27 protein-coding genes are annotated in these 22,200 nt (G+C 32.9%); 24 read left to right on the top strand and 3 right to left on the bottom strand.

Annotation, left to right across the window (positions count from 1 at the left end; genetic code table 11):
* Positions 1-17 precede the first annotated feature (17 nt).
* From rd to QZZ48_RS00875, 14 genes are all read left to right on the top strand, one after another.
* A complete protein-coding gene (gene rd / locus QZZ48_RS00940) occupies positions 18-188 on the top strand; it encodes a rubredoxin (protein ID WP_294960789.1) in 171 nt (56 codons plus the stop codon).
* Between the two features lie 110 nt (positions 189-298).
* The gene (rplM, locus tag QZZ48_RS00935; protein ID WP_294960786.1) at positions 299-721 is read left to right on the top strand and encodes a 50S ribosomal protein L13; all 423 of its coding nucleotides are present in this window, start codon (positions 299-301) and stop codon (positions 719-721) included.
* Positions 722-732: 11 nt separating this feature from the next.
* Positions 733-1,122, top strand: a complete 390-nt coding sequence (gene rpsI / locus QZZ48_RS00930; protein ID WP_294960784.1) for a 30S ribosomal protein S9 — start codon at positions 733-735, stop codon at positions 1,120-1,122.
* Positions 1,123-1,242: 120 nt separating this feature from the next.
* Positions 1,243-2,622, top strand: coding sequence for a DUF945 family protein (locus QZZ48_RS00925; RefSeq protein ID WP_294960781.1), 1,380 nt, complete (start codon positions 1,243-1,245; stop codon positions 2,620-2,622).
* A gap of 10 nt (positions 2,623-2,632) precedes the next feature.
* Entirely contained in the window at positions 2,633-4,132 is a 1,500-nt protein-coding gene (locus tag QZZ48_RS00920) for a peptide-binding protein (protein WP_294960778.1), read from the top strand.
* On the top strand, positions 4,129-4,779 hold the full coding sequence (locus QZZ48_RS00915; RefSeq protein ID WP_294960775.1) for an HAD family hydrolase: 651 nt from the start codon (positions 4,129-4,131) through the stop codon (positions 4,777-4,779). Before QZZ48_RS00920 ends, QZZ48_RS00915 begins: the two co-directional genes overlap by 4 nt.
* Before the next feature lie 105 nt (positions 4,780-4,884).
* Positions 4,885-5,442, top strand: coding sequence for a pyruvate flavodoxin oxidoreductase subunit gamma (locus QZZ48_RS00910; protein WP_294960772.1), 558 nt, complete (start codon positions 4,885-4,887; stop codon positions 5,440-5,442).
* Positions 5,443-5,452: 10 nt separating this feature from the next.
* Entirely contained in the window at positions 5,453-5,845 is a 393-nt protein-coding gene (locus QZZ48_RS00905) for a 4Fe-4S dicluster-binding protein (RefSeq protein ID WP_294960770.1), read from the top strand.
* Positions 5,846-5,847: 2 nt separating this feature from the next.
* A complete protein-coding gene (locus tag QZZ48_RS00900) occupies positions 5,848-7,071 on the top strand; it encodes a 2-oxoacid:ferredoxin oxidoreductase subunit alpha (protein WP_294960767.1) in 1,224 nt (407 codons plus the stop codon).
* Between the two features lie 9 nt (positions 7,072-7,080).
* Positions 7,081-8,037, top strand: coding sequence for a thiamine pyrophosphate-dependent enzyme (locus tag QZZ48_RS00895; RefSeq protein WP_294960764.1), 957 nt, complete (start codon positions 7,081-7,083; stop codon positions 8,035-8,037).
* 203 nt (positions 8,038-8,240) lie between these two features.
* Positions 8,241-8,747, top strand: a complete 507-nt coding sequence (luxS, locus tag QZZ48_RS00890) for an S-ribosylhomocysteine lyase (RefSeq protein ID WP_294960762.1) — start codon at positions 8,241-8,243, stop codon at positions 8,745-8,747.
* Entirely contained in the window at positions 8,748-9,050 is a 303-nt protein-coding gene (locus QZZ48_RS00885) for a hypothetical protein (protein WP_294960760.1), read from the top strand. It begins immediately after the preceding gene.
* A 1-nt stretch (position 9,051) separates the two neighbouring features.
* On the top strand, positions 9,052-9,498 hold the full coding sequence (locus QZZ48_RS00880; protein WP_294960757.1) for a hypothetical protein: 447 nt from the start codon (positions 9,052-9,054) through the stop codon (positions 9,496-9,498).
* Positions 9,498-10,250 (top strand): MnmC family methyltransferase, encoded by a 753-nt coding sequence (locus tag QZZ48_RS00875; RefSeq protein ID WP_294960756.1) that lies wholly within the window; start codon positions 9,498-9,500, stop codon positions 10,248-10,250. The genes QZZ48_RS00880 and QZZ48_RS00875 overlap by 1 nt, the downstream gene beginning before the upstream one ends.
* On the opposite strand, the gene ribE is transcribed toward QZZ48_RS00875, so the two are convergent.
* Together ribE and QZZ48_RS00865 are read right to left on the bottom strand one after the other, a co-directional pair.
* The gene (gene ribE / locus QZZ48_RS00870) at positions 10,247-10,867 is read right to left on the bottom strand and encodes a riboflavin synthase (RefSeq protein ID WP_294960753.1); all 621 of its coding nucleotides are present in this window, start codon (positions 10,865-10,867) and stop codon (positions 10,247-10,249) included. The genes QZZ48_RS00875 and ribE overlap by 4 nt on opposite strands.
* 27 nt (positions 10,868-10,894) lie before the next feature.
* Positions 10,895-11,098: a hypothetical protein gene (locus QZZ48_RS00865; RefSeq protein ID WP_294960751.1), complete on the bottom strand. Its 204-nt coding sequence runs from the start codon at positions 11,096-11,098 to the stop codon at positions 10,895-10,897.
* Positions 11,099-11,238: 140 nt separating this feature from the next.
* Here QZZ48_RS00865 and mnmG point away from each other — a divergent pair, with 140 nt between their 5' ends.
* The 5 genes from mnmG to QZZ48_RS00840 all read left to right on the top strand — a co-directional run bounded on the left by mnmG (position 11,239) and on the right by QZZ48_RS00840 (position 16,831).
* Positions 11,239-13,116: a tRNA uridine-5-carboxymethylaminomethyl(34) synthesis enzyme MnmG gene (mnmG, locus tag QZZ48_RS00860; RefSeq protein WP_294960748.1), complete on the top strand. Its 1,878-nt coding sequence runs from the start codon at positions 11,239-11,241 to the stop codon at positions 13,114-13,116.
* Positions 13,117-13,185: 69 nt separating this feature from the next.
* A complete protein-coding gene (locus tag QZZ48_RS00855; protein ID WP_294960746.1) occupies positions 13,186-14,052 on the top strand; it encodes a hypothetical protein in 867 nt (288 codons plus the stop codon).
* A 60-nt stretch (positions 14,053-14,112) separates the two neighbouring features.
* The gene (petA, locus tag QZZ48_RS00850) at positions 14,113-14,643 is read left to right on the top strand and encodes a ubiquinol-cytochrome c reductase iron-sulfur subunit (protein ID WP_294960743.1); all 531 of its coding nucleotides are present in this window, start codon (positions 14,113-14,115) and stop codon (positions 14,641-14,643) included.
* Positions 14,644-14,661: 18 nt separating this feature from the next.
* The gene (locus QZZ48_RS00845; protein WP_294960741.1) at positions 14,662-15,876 is read left to right on the top strand and encodes a cytochrome bc complex cytochrome b subunit; all 1,215 of its coding nucleotides are present in this window, start codon (positions 14,662-14,664) and stop codon (positions 15,874-15,876) included.
* Positions 15,877-15,886: 10 nt separating this feature from the next.
* Complete coding sequence (locus QZZ48_RS00840; protein WP_294960738.1) at positions 15,887-16,831, top strand: c-type cytochrome; 945 nt, start codon at positions 15,887-15,889, stop codon at positions 16,829-16,831.
* Between the two features lie 185 nt (positions 16,832-17,016).
* Here the strand turns inward: QZZ48_RS00840 and QZZ48_RS00835 are convergent, their stop codons facing one another.
* Positions 17,017-17,418: an RDD family protein gene (locus QZZ48_RS00835; protein ID WP_294960736.1), complete on the bottom strand. Its 402-nt coding sequence runs from the start codon at positions 17,416-17,418 to the stop codon at positions 17,017-17,019.
* Between the two features lie 346 nt (positions 17,419-17,764).
* Between QZZ48_RS00835 and QZZ48_RS00830 the strand changes: the two genes are divergently transcribed.
* The 5 genes from QZZ48_RS00830 (at position 17,765) to QZZ48_RS00810 (ending at position 22,194) form a co-directional block, all read left to right on the top strand.
* Positions 17,765-19,096: a hypothetical protein gene (locus QZZ48_RS00830; protein WP_294960734.1), complete on the top strand. Its 1,332-nt coding sequence runs from the start codon at positions 17,765-17,767 to the stop codon at positions 19,094-19,096.
* A gap of 133 nt (positions 19,097-19,229) precedes the next feature.
* A complete protein-coding gene (locus QZZ48_RS00825) occupies positions 19,230-19,880 on the top strand; it encodes a hypothetical protein (protein ID WP_294960733.1) in 651 nt (216 codons plus the stop codon).
* A gap of 1 nt (position 19,881) precedes the next feature.
* Complete coding sequence (gene moaA / locus QZZ48_RS00820) at positions 19,882-20,847, top strand: GTP 3',8-cyclase MoaA (RefSeq protein WP_294960730.1); 966 nt, start codon at positions 19,882-19,884, stop codon at positions 20,845-20,847.
* Positions 20,848-20,850: 3 nt separating this feature from the next.
* Positions 20,851-21,612 carry a 7-carboxy-7-deazaguanine synthase QueE gene (locus tag QZZ48_RS00815; protein ID WP_294960728.1) on the top strand — a complete coding sequence of 254 codons (762 nt, stop codon included), beginning with the start codon at positions 20,851-20,853 and terminating at the stop codon, positions 21,610-21,612.
* On the top strand, positions 21,613-22,194 hold the full coding sequence (locus QZZ48_RS00810) for a 6-carboxytetrahydropterin synthase (RefSeq protein WP_294960726.1): 582 nt from the start codon (positions 21,613-21,615) through the stop codon (positions 22,192-22,194).
* The last annotated feature ends 6 nt before the right edge of the window (positions 22,195-22,200 follow it).

Raw genomic sequence — 22,200 nt, 5'->3', positions numbered from 1 at the left:
CAAAAAAAGGAAATATTATGGCTAAGAAATATATATGTGAAGTATGTGATTGGATTTATGATCCTGTTGTAGGTGACCCAGATGGTGATATAGCTCCGGGAACTGCATTTGAAGACATTCCCGATGATTGGAGTTGTCCTGATTGTGGAGCAAGTAAAGATGATTTTATAGAGTATGAAGAGGATTAGATAATAGTTGAAATTAATAACTATTTTTAAATTAATTGAACCTTAATTTAAGCTTCTTGTAAGTATATGTGGTTATACTTCCGTCACTTAAATAAATGAAAGGTTCTTGAATGAAATTTACACAAATTGCAACTCCAGAACAGATTGATCAAAAGTGGATTTTGATTGATGCTGAAGGTAAGACATTTGGTCGTATGATTACAGAAGTAGCAACAGCTCTTCGTGGTAAGCGTAAGCCTTGTTGGACTCCGAATATTGACTGTGGTGACTACGTAGTTATCATCAACGCTTCTAAGGCTAAATTTAATGGTCTTGGTAAAATAGCAAACAAAGAATATTTTTCTCACTCAGGTTACTTCGGTTCAACTAAGAGTGTTAAAATGACTGAGCTTTTAGAGAAAAACCCTGAGAAACTATATAAATTAGCTACTCGTGGTATGCTTCCTAAAACTAAGCTTGGTGCTAAGATGCTTAAAAAATTAAAAATTTATGCAGGTGCTGAACACCCTCACACTGCACAACTAGCTAAGTAAGGATTAACCACATGGCAAAAATTTATGCAACAGGTCGTCGTAAAGCGTCAATAGCAAAAGTATGGTTAACTCCAGGTACAGGTAACATCACAATCAATGGTCTTTCTTTAGACGCATGGTTAGGTGGACTTGAAGCTAAGAAGCTTCGTGTTAAACAACCATTAGTTCTTTCTAAGCAAGATACATCAGTTGATATCGTTGCTACTACTTTAGGTGGTGGTTTCGGTGGTCAAGCTGATGCACTTCGTCATGGTATTTCTCGTGCACTAGTTGCATTTGATCCAGCGATTAAAGCTATCCTTAAACCAGAGGGTATGATGACTCGTGATTCACGTGTTGTTGAACGTAAGAAGCCAGGTAAGCGTAAAGCTCGTCGTTCTCGTCAGTTCTCAAAACGTTAATCTTTTTTTCTACCTTTTTATCAATGCTTTTGCATTGGTAAAATCCTTCTATTTCTACAAAAAACAATCTATTTAACTTATTTCATATATAATGTCCTTAATTAATAAAAAGGTACATTTATGAAAAAAATTCTTTTAGCTCTCGTAGTAATTATTGCTGTTATAGCATCTCTCCCAATAGTAGGTAACAGTGTTGTTGATGGAGTTCTAAAAACAAGAATTTCAGTTTTAACTTCTAATGGTTTAGAGTTGAAAAATGCTACAACAGAGTCTTCGTACTTAAATACAAAAAAACATTATGAATTTTTACTAGCAGATGGACAAAAGTTTATAGAACATCTTAACCAATACTCAGATGCACAATTACCACCATATATAGATGCAATGTTATCAGGCGCAGTAGTAGGTGTAGATTTGGAATATAGTAATTTTCCTTTTAGTTCTAAAGTATTAGTAGATATCTATCCTTTAGCTCTTCCTACAAATTTGAGTGAAGAACTACAACAAGAAAATATGCCTTTTTATACTTATGTAGATAAATTACTTCAGGGTAAAGGTGTTTTATATCATATGAACTACTATATATCTGATAAACTTTTTGATGGTTATATCAAAAATATAGATGAAGAGTATATTTTTGACAATGGTAGTAAAATGACTGTAAAACTCTTTGATGCTACATACTATGGAAATGGTTCTTTAATAGCTCCTGAAAATTTACAAACTAGTATTGCAAAGATAGTTATCATTGCTGATGAGTCTGGGGAAGAAGTGAGATTTGAGATGAATGAGTTAACATCTTCGTCTACTTTTGAATCACAAAGTACTTATTTATCTGGTGCTGCAATTGAATCAATATCAATTCTTCTTAATGAAGACAATAATTCTAAGTTAGAAGCTAGTCTTGATAATATTAAAATAAATGTATCTTCAAATACTCAAGGAGAAAAAGCAGAGTTCAATGCAAAGAGTTCTATTGGAGAGTTTAAATTTAATTCTAAAGATGCAAACATAGGAGCTTCAGGATTTAACTATGACATCTCTTTAGATGGTGTAGATAAAGATTCATATGAAGAGTTCAGAAAACTAACTTCTCATGCAAATGCAAATAATTCTCCTGATTTTGAGTATAAACTTCAAGAATCACTTAAAAGAATATTTTCAAAAGGTTTATCACTTAGTATCGCAGATATGTCTATCAAACAAGTAAGAATAGAAAATCAAAAACCAATAGATGGCTTTAGCTTAATGGCAAAAGTAGTTTTAAAAGAAGATGCAGATTTAGCAAAAAAATTACAAACTGCTCCAATGTCTCTGAGTAAAAATTTAAACCTTGCATCTACAATAAAGTTTTCAAAAGAGCTCTATGCTATTGTAAACGAAGAAGCACCTATAACAGGGATGGCAAATTCACTAGCTAAAGAAGATGGCAACAATCTTGTTTTTGAAATCAAACTTAATGATGGTAAGTTGAGTGTTAATGATAAAGCAATAAACTAAGAGTTTAGTGGTGAAATTTTTATTACTACTTTTTTTATCTATAAATATATTTGCTTCAACCTTGCATCTTGCAACCTCGACAAATCCATCTAGATTAAACCCTTTGCTTGCTACTGACTCTAGTTCTTCAGAGATAGCAGGGTTTATCTTTAACGGACTTGTTAAATATGATAAAGACAATAAAGAGATTATTGGAGACTTAGCTAAAGAGTTTTATTTTGAAAATAATACTACGGTTATTTTTAAATTAAAAGAAAATGTTCTCTGGCATGATGGTAAAGAGTTTAGTTCCGCTGATGTTGTTTTTACCTATGAAACTATAATGTCACCTAAAATATCTACACCATATAGTGCGGGATTTAGATTTGTAAAAAGTGTAGAGGCTATTGATAAACTGACAGTAAAAGTCATATATAAACAACCTTACTTTAAAGCATTTGAAGTTTGGGCAATGGGGATATTACCAAAACATATTTTGCAAAATGAACAAAATATGATGAGTTCCAAATTTAATACAAATCCCATTGGTACTGGGCCATATAAGCTGCATCTACTAGAACATTCTAAAAATATTATTTTAAAAGCAAATAAAAACTATTTTGAAGGTGTACCAAAAATTGATGAAATATCTTTTCATGTTATAGCTGATCCTATGACAAGATTTTTGATGTTAAAATCTTCTGCACTTGATATTGGAAGTATTGAACCTATGCAGTTTGAGAGACAGTTAACTGATGCGTTTTTTTCTAAGTTCAATGTATATGAAAAGATAAGTCACTCATATACATACTTGGGATTTAATCTTAGGTTGAAAAAATTCCAAGACCCAAGGGTTCGTAAAGCTGTCTCTTTAGCTATAAATAGACAAGAAATTATGGATATATTATTTTTCTCACATGCTAAAGTTTGTACGGGTCCATTCCTCCCTGGTTCTATAGCTTTTAATAAAGATGTAAAAGCACCTACTCAAAATATAAAAGAGTCAAGACAGCTTTTAGCTCAAGCTGGATATGACGAAAATAATCCCCTGCAATTTGAGATAGTTACATCAAACTCTAATGCTATAAGACCTTACGTTGCCCAGATTTTACAGCACCAGTTAAAAAAGGTCGGGGTAGAAGTTACACTTAGAGTAATGGAATGGCAGGCATTTTTAAATATGGTAGTTTTTCCACATAAGTTTGATGCTTTAGTTCTTGCTTGGAATCTATCTATTACTCCCGATCCATATTCTATATGGCATAGCGATAACGATAAAAAGGGTGCTTTTAATTTTGTTGGTTATAAAAACAAAAAACTTGATAAGATGATAGAAGAATCTCAAACCATAGTTGATAGAGAGAAGTTGGCAATAATATGGCAAAAAATGTTTAAGATTATCGTTGATGATAATCCATACCTATTTTTATATATTCCTAACTCTATTACTACAGTAAATAAAGATATTAAAAATATAGAGCCAAGCCTTGGTGGCATCTGGCATAATTACATACAATGGGAAAAAAATTGATTATACTTTTTGATTTAGACGGAACACTAATTGACTCGACAGAAGCGATTTTAGAGACATTTCACCACTCTTTTAAAGAACATAACTATCCACATCCAAAAGACGAAGATATAGCATCTTTAATAGGATATCCATTAGATGTTATGTACAGAGAATTAGGAGTAGATGAAGATGTTGTTTGGGACTATGTAGCAACTTATAAAGAGTACTACAGAGTAATTGCTACGAAAAAAACCTCTCTTTTGATTAATGCAAAAGAAGCAGTAATTCAAGCTAATGAATTTGCAAAACTTGGTATAGTTACAACAAAAACAGGAAAATATTCTAAGGTTTTAATGGAGCATTTTGAGCTGATGAAATATTTTGAAGTTTTGATTGGCAGAGAAGATGTTGAGAAGCCAAAACCGGACGCAGAACCTATAGTAAAAGCCCTAAATGCTCTTGATTATAGCAATGAAGAAGTTTGGATGATAGGTGATACAAAATTAGATCTAATATCCGCAAATAATGCGGGTGTACACTCTATAGGTGTATTAACTGGATACGATAATTGTGATATATTAAGTCAATTTACAGATGTTATTTTTGATGATGCATTGGATGCAATTAAGTTTTTACAAAATCGCAAAACGAAACACATTTCTTGACTTTATAAGATTATATAATGTATCAAGCTATATTTAAGAGCAAGTTCCCTAGAATACATGTAATTAGGATTGAAGATTCTTATGTATTAAAAAGAAGGAGAATTTATGCTAGAAATTAGATGGCATAGTCGTGCTGGCCAAGGTGCTGTAACTGGAGCAAAAGGTTTAGCAGATGTTATTTCAACAACGGGTAAACATGTGCAAGCATTTGCATTTTACGGATCTGCTAAGCGTGGAGCTGCAATGACAGCCTATAATCGGGTTGACGATAGTGTGATTATGAATCATGAAAAGTATATGGAGCCAGATTTTGTTTTTGTAATTGACCCTGCGTTAGTTTACACATCAGATGTGACTATAAATGCTAAGGAAGATACAAAGTATATTATTACTACTCACTTAACTAAGGAAGAACTTGTAAAAGCTCAACCAAAGTTAGCGGGTAAAGAAGTTCATACTGTCGATTGTATTACAATTGCAAACGAAACAATTGGTCGTCCTATTCCAAACACACCAATGCTCGGCGCATTTATGAAAATTTCTAAGATGTATGAAATAGACTTTTTTAAAGAAAGCATGAAAAGAATTCTTCAAAAGTTACCACAGAAGATTATTGATGCAAATATGATTGCAATTCAACGTGCTTATGACGAAGTGAAATAAGGAATTAATGATGATGAAAAAAGGATGGGATGAATTCGAAATCGGAGCTATGCTTCGTACATTCGATGGAAGCATAGATAATATAGCTGGAACAAGTCAAGACGATCGCTCTTATTCTGAGAACAGTTCATATACTGCTAGTGTTGCTGACTGGAGACTGATTAAGCCAATTTTTAACAAAGATTACTGTATTGATTGTCAGTTTTGTTGGATTTATTGTCCAGATGTTTCAATTATTTCAAGAGATAAGAAAATGATTGGTATAGATATGGATCACTGTAAAGGCTGTGGAATTTGTGCTGAAGTTTGTCCGACAAACCCAAAATCACTTATTATGTTCCCAGAACAATCAGAAGATGAGGCAGAGATCGCATCGTGGCCTGCAAAAGATGAGGAGAAATAGTAATGGCATTTGATAAAATTGAATTAAGAGATCTTGAAGTATGGGATGGAAATTTCGCTGCTGCTCAAGCTTTAAGACAAGCACAAGTAGATGTTGTTGCTGCTTATCCTATTACTCCATCAACTCCTATTGTTGAAGGATATGCAAAATTTAAATCTGACAACTATATTGAGGGTGAATTTGTAATGGTTGAGTCTGAGCATGCTGCTATGTCTGCATGTATTGGTGCTGCTGCTGCTGGTGGTCGTGTTGCTACTGCAACATCTTCTCAAGGTCTTGCACTTATGGTTGAGACACTTTACCAAGCTTCTGGTATGCGTTTACCAATTGTTTTAAATCTTGTAAACCGTGCTTTAGCTGCACCTTTAAACGTTAATGGCGATCACTCTGACATGTATTTAACTCGTGATAGTGGTTGGATTCAGTTAGATGCATTTAGCCCGCAAGAAGCATATGACATGAACCTTATAGCTTTTAAAGTTTCTGAAGATCATGATATTAGACTTCCTGCAATAGTTAATCAAGATGGTTTTATGACATCTCATACTGCTCAGGGTGTTTACCCCCTTACTGATGATGCAGCATTTGAATTTGTTGGTACTTATAAACCAATGAATGATATGCTGGATTTTGAACATCCAGTAACTCATGGTGTTCAAACAGAAGAAGATTGGCACTTTGAGCATAAAGCTCGTCAACATAATGACCTTATGGTAAAAGTACCTTCAAAAATAGATGAAGTATTCGCTGACTTTGAGAAACTTAGTGGTCGTAAATATAATCCAGTAGAATGTTATGACATGGCTGATGCTGATGTTGCAGTATTTTGTTTAGGTACTTCAGTTGAAACTGCTCGTGAAGTTGCAACTGAGATGAGAGCTAAAGGAATTAAAGCAGGTGTTGTTGGACTTCGTGTTATTCGTCCATTCCCATTTATGGAAGTAGCTGATGCACTTAAAGATATTAAAGCAGTTGCTGTACTTGATCGTTCATCTCCAAATGGCGCAGCTGGGGCAATGTTTAATGAAGTTGCAGGTTCACTAATCAATACAGATTCAAAAGTACTACTTTCTGGATATGTTTATGGTTTAGGTGGTCGTGACTTAACTAAGGCAAACTTAGTAGATCTTTACAAAGAGCTTCAAGCAAATGCAGATGCTGGTAAATTAACTACTCAACAACAACAGTTTATCGGTGTTCGTGGACCGAAACTATCTTATTTATAGGAAATTAGTATGAGTGAAATGAAAAAAATTAAAAACTTAAAAGAGTTTTCAACATCAGCAGACCGTTTTGAAGGTGCAAACCTTTTATGTCCGGGTTGTGCTCACTCTATCATTGTTCGTGAAGTTCTAAATGCAACGAATGATGATTTAGTTTTAGCTGCATCAACTGGTTGTTTAGAAGTTTGTACTTCAGTTTATCCATATACATCATGGGATGCTTCTTGGATTCACATCGGTTTTGAAAATAGTTCAACTGCTGTTGCTGGTGCAGAGTCAATGTATAATGCACTTAAAACAAAAGGTCGTTTAAAGCAACCTGAGAGAAACCCTAAGTTTGTAGCTTTTGGTGGAGACGGTTCTTCTTATGATATCGGTTTTCAGTGGATTTCAGGCTGTATGGAAAGAAACCATGACATGATGTATGTTGTTCTTGATAATGAAGTTTATGCAAATACTGGTGGTCAGCGTTCAAGCTCGACTCCTATTGGTTCTTCTGCTACAACTTCACCTGCAGGTAAGATTTCTTACGGTGAAAAAACAAACAAAAAAGATATGCTAGGTATTATGGCAGCTCATAACATTCCATATGCGGCGCAAGTTGCTCCAAATAAATGGAAAGATATGGTTAAAAAAATCCAAAAAGGTTTTGCAACTGAAGGTGCAGTATTTATTAATGCAGTTTCACCTTGTACAACTGAGTGGAAATTTGATCCTAAAGATACAATGCATTTAGCTGACTTATCTACTGATTCATTGGTTTTCCCTCTTTATGAAATTATTGGTGGTAAAGAATTTAATATTACTTACAGACCTAAAAACATTGTGCCAGTTGAAGAGTATTTAGCTGCACAAGGACGTTTCAAACACTTATTCAAAGATGAGTACAAGTACTTAATCAAAGAGTGGCAAGAACGTGTAGACGCTAACTGGGCATATCTACAAAGACGTGAAGAAGCAAAAGTTTAAAAACTTCTAGCTTCGGCGCATATTGCGTCCAACTTAGATACGGCAGGCTATTAGCCTAGCCTTTATCTAAGTTAAACACAATCTACACCAAATCTAAAACTTTTAATCTATCAATTTTTCCTTATAACTTATCTAATTTTTTATATTTATTTTTTAACATCAAAAATTCGCTACAATACTTCAATTAAATTAAGGAATTATATATGCCATTATTAGACTCATTTACAGTTGACCATACTATCATGCCAGCACCAGCAGTTCGTAAAGCTAAGGGAATGAAAACTCCATCTGGAGACGACATTACAGTTTTTGACTTACGTTTCGTAAAACCAAATGAAGATATTCTTTCATCAGAAGGTATTCATACACTAGAGCACCTTTTTGCAGGTTTCATGAGAGATCATTTAAACTCTTCTACTACTGAAATTATTGATATTTCACCAATGGGCTGTAGAACAGGTTTTTACATGAGTGTTCTTGGTCAACCTGAAGAAGAAGTGGTTGCAAACGCTTGGGAAAAATCAATGAAAGATATCTTAGAAGTTAAAGAGCAAAAAGATATTCCAGAACTAAACATATATCAATGTGGTACATATAAGATGCACTCACTCTCAGATGCTAAAGATATTGCTTCTGCTGTACTTCGTAAAGATATAGATATTATGGATAACGATGCACTTTCTCTGGACTTAGCAAAAGTAGAAGACTAGATGTATATCTTACTACCAATGGATAGTGATGAAGTCCAAGAATCTTCTTTAACTAAGCTTGATGATGTAAAAATCTGGGCCCAACTATTAGTTGAAGAAGGTCAGTTGGTAGAAGTAAATCACTCTAATGATAAAGACAGTTTTGAAAAGTTTAGTGAGTGTGTTGTTGTCTCAAATGACAAAGAATATGTATGGCCTTTTATGGAAAAAAACATGATGGTTTTAGTTGCACATACTCAAAGAAGTATAGATGATATTGTTGAAGCATATTTATTTAAAGAGCTTCACGATTTAGCTTACTAAGATGAATTTAGATAAATTTTTACAACTATTTACTCCTCTTCCCGGAAATCACTATCTTCAAGTGAGTACCTGTGAAGATGAGATTACTACAGCACTAAAATCTATGATGGAAAGTGTCAATGGTGAAGTTAATCTTGCTTTATATAACGAAGACAATCTAAATTTTTCACAAGCTTTTCGGGCATTACCAAGAGACAATGATATGGTAATTTTAAAAGATATTTTTCATAAACATGAAAACCCAAAAATGATTTTAAAATTAGCATACTTAACACTAGCAAATACTGCCAATATAATTATTATGGAAAAAAAAGGCATTATGGACGTAGATGCTACAAAAGCTCTTTTAGAAGAGTTTGAATTTCGCGCGCCTAATGATATTGATATAGTTGAGGGATATGATTTAGTTATTGCAAAGAAGATGCATATGTGGGGTAATGGACTTTAGTGGATAAATTTAATGATGAACTTCATGAGATAGTTTTAAGTGAAGATGGTTCATTTACAGCTTATTCAAAAGAGTATGATGAACACTATCACTCTACAAAAGATGGAGCGACGAAAGAGTCGCTTTTAAAGCATGTACATCCAGCTTTTAAAATCAAAGAAAATCAAAAAGAAATTAATATACTAGATATTTGTTATGGTTTAGGTTTTAATACTCTAGCTACGCTTTATTATCATAAAAAGCATTCCCTTACATCTAAGCTAAATATCTATTCTCCTGAGTTAGATGCTACTCTTATATCATCTTTAAAAGATTTTAGCTATCCCAAAGAGTTTGATGAGTTTAAACACATAATTATAGAGTTGTGTGAGCATGGCATCTATCGTGATGCAGATTTTCATATAGAGATTTTTATTGGAGATGCAAGAGAATATGTGAGGGAATTTAAAAATAAGTTTGACATAGTTTATCAAGATGCTTTTTCACCAAGTTCTAACCCAATGCTTTGGACTTTACAATATTTTGAAGATATTAAAAATGCGATGAAAAAAGATGGAGTGCTAACTACTTATTCAATAGCTCTTGCAATAAGACTTGCTCTGTATAAAAATGACTTTAATCTTTATCTAAATAATGAAGATGGGATAAGAGCATCTACTGTAGCATCTAGAATTAAACTAGAAGAGTTCGCTCTTGTAGATATGCAACACAAGATATCGTGTAATCCAGATGCTAAACCTTTAATGGATTAGTATCTAGCTGAAATAGAGTCTACGTCATCCCATGTTATATCTTTACTCTTCTTAGATTGATGAGATATGATATGTGAGACATATCTTGCAAACATATCTGTTTCAACATTTACTCTACTACCTTTACGATAGTTTTTAAAAAGAGTCTCTTTCATCGTTATTGGTATGATAGTAAGTCTAAAACTTTCCGAGTTAACATCATTAACTGTCAGACTTACTCCATCTATAGTTATTGAACCTTTTGGCACAATATATGGGATGAACTTTTTGTCGATATTTATAAATACATCAAAAGAATTTCCACTATTTCTTATCTCTTTAATTGTACCGATAGCATCTGTATGCCCTTGAACAATATGTCCTTCAAATCTATCACCCATCATCATAGCAGGTTCAATATGAACTTCATTCTGGTAGTTTTCAAGAACTAAGTGTTTTTGAGATTCTGGAGATAACTCTACACTAAATCCATCGTTTGAAAGTTTAACAACACTTAGGCATGCTCCATTGATGGCAATAGAATCACCAAGCTTTGCTTTGTATTTTGATCTTACACTTAACTCACTTCCTGAGAAGCTTTTAACTGTAGCCATTTCTCTTATAAGACCTGTAAACAAGTGTGTCCTTTTATTATGATTTCTTCTTTAACTTTTTTCATTTTCTGTTCGAATAGGTAGTCTAAAACTTCTTTTATTCGAGTTTTTCTCTTTAATTTTTTTAAGAAGAGCTTCTTTTGTATTTAGATGTTCTTCTCTAACTTTATGCTCATCATTACCATCAACTTCTTCATCAAAGTCAATAACTTCTGGAACATAATCTTTAAATAAATCTTTTGTATCTTCACTCATTTTGAAAAACCTTAAGTAATTCTATATATATTATGGTAATGATACTCAAATATGATAAAATTCGGCTAAATTAAAAATTAAAATTTTTCTCGCCAAAGGCGAAGCTTTAGTTGAGATGTATAAACAGTAGGAATAAATATATGAATTATGATGTAATAATTATTGGTGGAGGACATGCTGGTGTAGAAGCTGCTTTGTCCTCTGCAAGAATGGGAAACAAGACTCTTATGATTTCAATGCTAGCTGATAATGTTGGTGCTACAAGTTGTAATCCTGCAATAGGTGGTTTAGCTAAGGGTCACTTAGTTCGTGAGTTAGATGCACTTGGTGGAGAGATGGGTCTTATTACGGATGAAGCTGGAATACAATTTCGTATACTTAATCAAACTAAAGGCCCAGCTGTTCGTGGAAGCCGTGCACAAATTGATATGGATAAATATAGAGTTATTGCTAGAAATGTAGTACTTAATACTCCAAACTTACACTTAGTACAAGAAACAGCGGAGTCTTTGATTATTGAAGATGCTACTGTTAAAGGTGTGAAAACTGACCTGCTAAATGAATATAAAGCTAAAAAAGTAATTGTAACTTCAGGAACATTTTTAAATGGAATTCTTCATATTGGAGAAGTTCAAAAAAAAGGTGGACGCTACGGAGAAGAGAGAAGTGAAGGCTTAAGTGCTTCACTTAAAGATGATTGTGGCTTAAGTTTATCACGTCTTAAAACTGGTACTTGTGCAAGAATAGATAGCTCAACTATTGATTTTTCTGTTATGGAAGAGCAAGGTGGGGATGAACTTCCTAGTCCATTTAGCTTTCGTACTAATAGAGAAGAATTTAGAGCAACAAAAAAACAACTTCCATGTTTTATAGCTTATACAAACGAGTCAACACATGAAATAATCTCTTCAAATTTTTACAGAGCACCACTTTTTACAGGTCAAATAGCAGGTAAAAGTCCAAGATACTGTCCAAGTATAGAAGATAAAGTAAGTAAATTTGCAGATAAAGATAGACACCATCTTTTTATAGAACCACAAACAATGGACAATACAGAATGTTATATAAATGGTTTGTCAACTTCTCTTCCACCCGAAGTGCAACGTGAAATGATAAAGTCTGTAAAAGGTCTAGAGAATGCAAAGATAGTTCGTTATGGCTATGCTATAGAGTATGACTTTGTAGATCCACGTGAACTGAGACATTCCTTAGAGACTAAAAAAATATCAGGTCTTTATTTAGCGGGACAAATCAATGGAACAACAGGTTATGAAGAAGCAGCTGCTCAAGGTCTTATGGCTGGGATAAACGCGGCTCTTTCTATACAAGAAAAAGAACCTCTTATTTTAAGACGTGATGAGGCTTATATAGGTGTTCTTATTGATGACCTTGTAACTAAGGGAACAAATGAGCCTTATAGAATGTTTACTTCACGTGCTGAATATAGACTACTTCTTCGTGAAGAATCTTCTGACACAAGACTTAGTTACTATGGAAATAAACTTGGACTTTTAAGTGATGAATTTTATCACAATGTAGAGTTAAAAAATAAGCAAATAAAAGAAGGTGCTCAACTTTTAGAAGATACAAAGTTCACACCAAACAAAGAATTTATATCATTTTTAGAGTCAATGGATGAAGTGGCGATTAAAGATATTTCTACAGCTCAGCAGTTAGTTGCAAGAAAGAGTTTTGATGTCGATAAGATGATAAAGTTAATCCCTGAGTTAGATATATATGATGATTACATAAAAGAAGAAATATTAGTAGAAGGTAAGTATGCACGTTATATAGAAAAACAAAGCGAAGAGATACAGAGAATGAAAAAGTATCTAAAAATTGCTATACCTGAAGGTTTTAATTTTAAACAAGTAAGTGGTTTATCTAAAGAAATAGTTGAAAAACTAGAAGAGTTTAACCCTCCTACACTTCAAGCTGCAATGCAAATAAGTGGAATAACACCTGCAGCTGTAGAAATACTACATATTTATATAAGAATTGCAAAGAAGAAAAAATAATCTAAGTGACCATAAGGTCGATACAAAGTAAAAGAGACTCGTTCTTTTTACGAATAAATAGGAAAATTAATGAAGACATTTTACTACGTACATACAGGTCATAGAATAGGTTTAGATAGATTTAGAAGAGCAAGCACAATAATACGTCTTTTAAAGGGTGTTGATATTACACTTCTATGTTCAGATTTTCGTATTGCACAAGTGGCATCTGAGTTTGGTATTGATACAAGTGTTGGGATAGATGTGGTTCGAAATATCCCGCAAATATCACATCATGGTGATAGAATTATTTTTGATTCTGATGAGGCAAATCCAATAATGTTGGATGACATGAGAAAATATTTTTCTAAGTTTATAAGAATCGCAGATAGTAAAGATGATAAAAAAGAAAATGAAGAATTTTTAATTTCTCCATATTTAGATGGAACAGATATTTGTAAGACAGTTGTGATTGATGATAAGTATTTTGATAAGTGTGAAAAAAGTATAGAACTTTCTCTGTTTTTTGGAGATGATGATTATGAAAAAGAACTAGAAGAAAATATCTCACTTCTAGATAGTTTAAATCCAGATTTACTTTTAGGTTTTTATTATTTTCTTGATTATGAAGATATGTTAAAAGATAAATTTCAAAATAACCATGAATTTGAAGATTATGATGAAGTTATAAAAAAATCAAAAATTTTAATAACTGCGTCTCCTCAAGCAGCTTTAGAAAATTTAGCTTCAGGTGGTAAACCAATTTTTATTCAAAGAAAAGATTACCCTAAAGACTTCCAAAAACTCTTTAATCAAATGAATATTCCTATAGTTGAAAATTATGAAAATTGTCAACTTTTGACAATATTGCAAGGGCTTGAAAAGCACGAGTATTACAATGTGGAACATAATAGTGAAAGATTAAGTGATTTTATAAAAGAGAGCTTAAATTTATAGCTACTTAAAAGTAATTTAGTATATAATCTTGCTTTAAAATTCACACTGAAGTGAGCAGATATGAAAAGTAACAGCCGTAGAGGTTTTATGGGTAAAGCGTTTGGTGCAGTAGCAGCAGTTGGCGCAGTAGGTTCATTGGTCGCAATGAAAAAGAGTTGGGATCCATTACCAAGTGTAAAAGCAGCTGGTTTTACAACTTTAGATATGAGTATATACGAAGAAGGCCTTATGGTTACTGAGAAATGGAGAGGGAAACCTATCTTTGTTCTTAAGAAATCAGCAGCAGTTATGGAAAAAGAAAAAGGTAACGCAGCAGCAGAAGCCAGAAATATTAAAATTGGTAATGATAACTTTATGGTTGCTATTGGTCTTTGTACTCACTTAGGCTGTATTCCAGCATTTAGAGAGGCTGAAGGTGATTTCCTATGTGCATGTCACGGTGGACAGTTTGACGCATCTGGTTTAGTAACAAAAGTACCACCTCCAAGAGGTTTTGATATTCCTCCATTTAAAATTGAAGGTAATACGTTAGTTCTTGGTGAAGTTGGTCCTGAGTGGCAAACTATGAAAGATAATGGCGTTACGCTATAAATTAGGGGGGGAGAGTAAATGGCACATTTTACAAAGGCAACAAGTGTTAAAGATTGGTTAAACCAAAGATTAGCAATTGAAAAAGTCGAAAAGGTAATGGCATCTGAGTATTGGATTCCAAAAAATATTAACTTCTTATGGGCAATGGGTATGGTTCTTGTAATCACTTTCGCACTGCTTGTAGTTTCTGGTATATTTTTATTGATGTACTACGTACCAACTGTTGATGAAGCATTTAATAGTGTAAATTATACAATAATGAGAGAAGTTGATTTTGGTTGGTTATGGAGACATGTACATGGTGTTGCGGCATCTGTAGTTTTCTTAGTTATCTATATTCACATGTTTACAGGTATCTATTACGGTTCTTATAAAAAAGGTCGTGAAATGATTTGGATTTCAGGAATGCTTTTATTTATTGCATTTTCAACTGAAGCATTTTCAGGTTACATGTTACCATGGGGACAAATGTCTTACTGGGCAGGTATGGTTATTACTAACTTGTTTAGCGGTGGTTCATTACATGCAGACGGTTTAGTAGAGTGGATTCGTGGGGATTATGTTCCTGCACAAGCATTCTTAGGTCGTTTCTTTATGTTACACGTTCTTCTTGTTCCTTTAGCAATTATGGGTCTTATTGGACTTCACTTTGCAGCTCTAAGAATACCACACGTAAATAATCAAGATGGTGAAGAAATTGATTTTGATGCTGAGTCTAAAAAATATTTAGATGGCGACAAAGTTGGTTCAAAAGTAATGAGATTTGCTAATGACTTTATGTCTAAAGATATGATGGTAGTTGGAATTTTCTTAATATTCTTTTTCTATCTTACTTTTTATAATTATGGTTTTGCAATGGATCCAGTAAACTTTGACCCAGCAGATGGTCTTAAAACACCTGCTCATATTTACCCTGAGTGGTATTTCTTATGGTCTTATGAAATTTTACGTCCATTTAATATTGACCTTGGTTTAGCACTATTTGGATTTGCACAGGTTATTTTTGTGTTCTTACCTTTCTTAGATAGAAGTCCTAATTCTGTTCCTGCTTCTCGTCGTGGAGCATTTAAGTACTGGTTCTGGGGAATGCTTATTGTTATGATCGTTCTTACAGCTATGGGTAAACTACCTCCAGAAGGTATATATAGTACAATTGGTCTATATGCAGCTATTATATTTATAGCTATGTGGGTAGCATTGCCAATTATTACATCATTAGAAAAAAAGTTATAGGGAGATAAAGATGAAAAATAAAGAACCATTAATATTAGCAGTTGTAATATTCTTTTCACTTGTAACTTATTATTTGGTTGAGCCTTATGCTCACCATGTAATGCACAAGCATGTAGATAGTGAAAATTTTACATATGCTGATTTACCAGAAATAACTAAAACTGGAAATGCAGTAAACGGTAAAGAGTTAGTGATGAATGCTGGTTGTGCTGGCTGTCACTCAATTGAAACAGCGGGAATGCCTGCGCCAATGGATTCAGTAATGGCAGCACAAAGCTATGGTGTTAATCCACCAGATTTAAGTAATGCTGGTGCTATATACGATGCTAAATTTTTAGCTGAGCTAATTAAAAATCCTGCACATGCTTTAAAAGTTGAGCATAAGTTTGATGAAGCAAAAGCTCAAATGCATCCAATGGTACCATTCTATGGTATGGGTGGAGACATAGACCAAGAAATTGCTGATATGGTAGCTTACTTACAGTCTATTGCTGTTAGCCCTGCTGATGTAACTCCTAAAATGGCATTTGAAAATGCTTGTGGTAGATGTCATGCAGTTGGTTATGAAAAATGGACTCAAATTGGTACTAAATCAGGATTTAAAGATAAAAAAGATGAGTTAGCATTTGATATCAAAGTATTAGAATATCAAGACTCACTAAAATCTTATATGGGTAAATTACCACCAGATTTAAGTATGTATATCCGTTCTCGTAATGAGCAGTTTATTAGTACTCTAATTGAAAATCCTCAAAATCATTTAGCTGGTACAGCTATGCCGCGTGTTGGTGTTACTGCAGATAGTGCTGCTAAAGTTATTGAATATATGAAAGACGCTGGTGATACTAAACGTCATGAAAGAGCTGAAGTAGGTAAAAATGTAATGATTTATATCGTCATATTTGCAATCTTTGCTCTTCTTTGGAAAAAACAAGTATGGAAAGACTTACACTAGTAAGTCTGTAAAGTGGAATAATCCACTTTACTCCGCTTGGACCGCTATGGTCACTAAAGTATGAAGCTAAAACTTCATCTATATTCAAGGGCTAGGACTTTTTGTCTTAGCCCTTTTATTTATCAAACTTCTTCTATCTTAACAAATCATTCATAAATATTTATATAGATTTAACTAATTAAGCCTTACTTTATTTCTGAAACTACAATCGTTCCACATAATAAATCATGTAAAGCTTTTTTATCTTTTCTATAAAATGGCATAATTAAACCTAAGAGAGTTGCAGCAGTAAATAAAAATGCTATAAATCTAAAAGCTGCTTTAAAAAAACTAATGTATTCTCCAGTCTTAGCATCTACAACTTTAATTTCATAAGCTTTTTTACCAAGAGTATGACCAAATTTACTTAGTAGTAAAGCGTATATAAACCCATAAAGAGTAATACCTAAAAGTGGTGCTATTTCTGATGATTGAAAATCATCCTTTCCGTCCATAATAATATAAGCTGTAATATATAGTATAGGAGCATATATCATAAACATATCAGTAATAAATGCTTTTACTCTATCTATGTATTTTGCGTACACATATTTTACTTTTGTCTTATCTATTTTGTTTTTCTGTTGTTTTTTAATATTTCTGAATCTCATAAACTGATTATATCAGATTAATACTTTGGCTTAAGTTTATAAAGTTAAGCATGAGTTTTAGGCTAAAAGTCAGTCAGATAATGACAAATTACTCTATTAAAGCACAAAAGGTAACAAATAACTAATAAAAAAGACACTTTAAACTTAATTTAAAAATTACCTTTGTACAATATGAGGTCTCAAAATGAACCACACTTTGAGAAGGGATAGTTGAATGACATTTCTGTTACTCAGTTATCACTTCTCTTAAGTGGTATCGTTTAAAAAAAACAGGAGAATTAGAATGAAAAAAACTTTAGTTTCTTTAGCGGCAGCGTCGCTAATCGTAACATCAGCAGTAGCTGCTGATAAGGGTATCGATATTGTAACAACTGGTCAAGCAGTGGTTTACTATAATACGTTGGGTAACAATGGTGGCAAAGACTTATTTACTGCTAATGGTGGTGCAGCTAATTCAAAAGGAAATTTCGGTGTTCAATTAAACTTAGATGCTGATCTTAAAAATGATTTCACATTTGGTTCACAAATTAATTATTTAACTACACTTGGATTAGAAAAAAATCTTGTTAATGCTGATATGCAAAATACAAATGGCACTACAGGAACTGAAAAATCAATTTCTGATGACATTTACTTTAGTAAATTATTTATAGCTAAAAAAATGGGAAAAACAACTATTAAGCTTGGTCGTCAAGAGCTTCCTAAAGCACTTTCTCCATTTGCATTCTCAGAAGGTTGGAATGTATTCAAAAATACTTTCGACGCTGGATTAGTAGTTAATACTGATATTCCAAAAACTACTATCGTTGGTGCTTATGTTGCTAAAGGTAATGGTAATGGTTTTGGTAACAACATGAGCTCATTTACTGATTTAGTAGTTAGTGCTGATGCTGGTGGTACAACTACAGTTGGCGGAACTGCATATATGTTAACTGTTCAAAATAAGTCATTACCAATGACTACAGTTACTGCTTCATACTATGATTTAGCAAAAATTGCAACAACTTTGACTGCTGGAGATATTGGTGCGAATGTTATGTGGCTTGATGCAAAAGTTGCTTCTAAAGACTTACCAATGGGTCTTAACTTCGGTCTTCAAGGTGGTCAAATTGCACCTGATAATTTTAAAGCAGTTAAAATGGCAAATACAACAGCACTTGGTGCTAAAATTGGAATGAAACCAATTGACGCTTTATCTTTATCTTTAGCATATACATCAATTAGTGGTGATGAAACTGATGCAAATGTAGCTATTAGAAACACAACTGGTGTTAAAACACCACTTTATACTCAAATGATTGCCAACCAAGATTGGATTGCACTTGATTCAAATACTATAATGTTAAAAGGTGTTTATAACACTGGTAACTATGGTAAAATTATACTTCAAGGTTCAATGTCAGATACTGGTAAGGCTAGCTTAAAGAGATACACAGATGCAAGTTCTAAAAGTCAAGGACAAGACTTATTAGATATAGAATTAGTATATAAAGTTAAAGTTGGTGATGTAAACTTATTAGCAGCTTATATCTCTCAAGACTTTGATAAAGATAATGGTTCTACAGCAGAAGATCACAACGATATTGTTCGTTTTGTAGCTCGTTACAACTTCTAATAAGCACTTAGCTTAAAAGAAAGACGATACTTCACGAATTATTCCCACGTATAGCGTGGGAATACCTACTTCAATTAATTTAAATCAAAAAACTTTATGATATAATCTTACAAATTAAAATAAAGAGAACTACATGAAAATTATAAATATTTTACTACTTTCAATTGCCTTATTTCTTATTACAGCCTGTGGAAATAGAACACCTTTTAAAACTCAAACACCACTCGAAAAAGCATCTTTAGTGTATATATATACTCTTTCTCAAGTTTCATTTGACGATAATCCGAGTAATCCTGAATACAGTATACGAATAAATAATAAACGATATTCACAGAGAATAAAAGAAGATGAATACATTGCCTTAAACTTAAAACCTCAGAAAATGACTATTTCAGCTACTAAAAAACAGATAGAAGAAAAAGTACTTAATATGGATCTAAAAATTGGACAAATATATTATGTAAAAATGATAACTAAAGACGGTGGTTCATTTGAATTTGTACAAGTGAATAATGATATAGGATCAAAAGAAATTACAAAGACAGGGCTTGCGGGTTCTTCTGAAGAAGCAGAAGAAAATATAATAACAGAATTTATAAATCCAAAAGATACAGAATCAGTTGAAGTTAAAGCTACAACTACAACTCTTGTTCCTACTACAAATCAAACTGTTGCTCCAATGTCAAAAACGGATGAAATTATGAAAGCTTATGACTTAAAACAAAAAGGTATTATTAACGACGAAGAGTTTAAGACTCTTAAAATTAATATATTGAGTAAATAAAATGTTAGTTGACAGTTATGATAGAGTCGTTGATTATTTAAGAGTCTCAGTAACAGAGCGTTGTAATTTTAGATGCCAATATTGTATGCCAGAGAAACCATTTTCTTGGGTTCCAAAAGAGAATCTACTTAGCTTTGAAGAACTATTTGAGTTTATGAAAATAGCTATTGATGAGGGTGTTAATAAGATTAGAATTACAGGTGGTGAGCCACTGCTTCGCGAAGGTTTAGATAAATTTATAGAGATGATTTACAAGTATGAACCTAGTGTTGACTTAGCAATGACTACTAATGCTTTTCTTTTAAAAGGATCCGCACAAAAGTTAAAAGATGCAGGTCTAAAACGCATTAATGTAAGTATAGACACACTTAAACCAGAAATTGCAAAACAAATAGCACAAAAAGATGTATTAAAAAATGTTTTAGAAGGTGTTGATGAAGCACTTAAAGTTGGACTAAAAGTTAAAGTAAATATGGTTCCAATGAAAACTGTGAATGCAAATGAGATTACAGAGGTATTGGAATATTGTAAAGAGCGTAACATGAGTATTCGTTTTATAGAATATATGGAAAATTCTTTTGCATCTAAGGACATAAAAGGTCTTAAATCAAAAGAACTTTTAGAAATTTTAAGTGCAAAGTATGAGTTTAGCGATGATGGCTTTGATGGTTCTTCTCCTTCTCATTACTATACTATGAAAGATGGTTATAGATTTGGAATTATTGAACCATATGAAGATGATTTTTGCAAAAAGTGTAATCGTATTCGACTTACAGCAGAGGGTAATCTTATCCCTTGTCTATATTTTGATGAAGCTCTTAGTATATCTAAGGCTATAAAAGCTGGGGATATTAAAGCAGCTGCCCAAGTTCTTAAAGAAGTTATTAGAACAAAGCCTGAGAAAAATAGATGGGGTGGTGATGATGCAGAAATTTCGTCTCGCGCTTTTTATGAAACTGGTGGATGATAATTGATATACCTTGTAGAACATTTTTATAGTATTCAAGGTGAAGGTCGTTACACAGGTGTTCCTTCTCTATTCTTCCGTTTTGGCGGATGTAATATGAGATGTGAAGGTTTCGCATGTGAAGAACTTGCACCAGACGGAACAAAAATTATTGGTTGTGATACTGTTTATGCTGTAAATAAAGAGCATTTTTCATTGAACTGGAGTCCTATACAAAAGACTCAAGAATTGTTAAATGTTCTAGATATTTATGAGCTTCCACAAAAACCAGTTGATATTGTGCTTACAGGAGGCGAGCCTCTTTTATATGCTAAAGAAGAGATATTTGTGGAGTTTCTTGAAAAGCTTCATGAAGCTAGACATAAAATAACTTTTGAGACAAATGGCTCAATGGCAGTAGACTTTGAAAAGTACCCTATATACAAAGAGTGTATATTTACCTTGTCAGTTAAACTATCAAACTCAAAAGAACCATTTAGAAAAAGAGTTAATGGAAACATCATCCATTCAATAGCCTCAAATGCAAAAGAGGCCTTTTTTAAATTCTCTATAGATGCTGACTCTATCAATCTTGGGTTGGATGAAGAAATACATAATATTACGCTTCATTCTCCTAAAACTGAAGTTTTTTGTATGCCATTAGGTGGAAACAAAGCTGAAGTAGAAGCCAATACAGAGCCATTAGTTGAGTTTTGTAAAGCTAAAGGTTATAACTTTTCTGATAGACTTCACATAAGAATTTGGGATCAGAATAAAGGAGTATAAATGATAATACGAAAACTTTTTAAATTTGAAAATGCCCATGTAGTACGTGGTTGTTCAACTGTAAAGTGCAGAAGTTCTCTGCATGGACACTCATATAAGGTAGAACTTCTATTTGAATCTAACTTCCTTGATAATGGACAAATGGTTTATGATTTTGGACTAATGAAGCAAAATATGAAAGCACTAGTTGAGAGTTTTGATCATGGAGTTACTATCTGGAGTGAAGATGATACAGAATATATTCAGAACATGAAAAAACATTCACAGAGATGGGTAGAGCTTCCAGTTTCTCCATCATGTGAACAGTTCTCACGTGTTATATTTGTTATGATTGATAGACTTCTACAATTAACAAGTAGTGTAAATGGAGAAAAAGAAGTAAAGTTAAATAGTGTAATTGTACATGAAACTGACACAGGTTATGCGCAAGCTTTTAGTTATGATGCTTACTCAAAAGATATGGGTTACATTGAACTTGATTCTATAATCTTCTCAAATGAGGTGAAAAGTGACTGGGCAGATTCAAAGCTGTGGGAAAAAGTAAAACAAGGTGATAGTTTTATTAACCCTTCAAGTGTTTAGAGCTGT

The sequence above is a fragment of the Sulfurimonas sp. genome, from assembly GCF_016744025.1.
In the GTDB taxonomy this organism is placed as follows: domain Bacteria; phylum Campylobacterota; class Campylobacteria; order Campylobacterales; family Sulfurimonadaceae; genus Sulfurimonas.
Note: the sequence above shows the minus strand (reverse complement) of the source record. Positions and strands in the feature narration are given on the sequence as shown.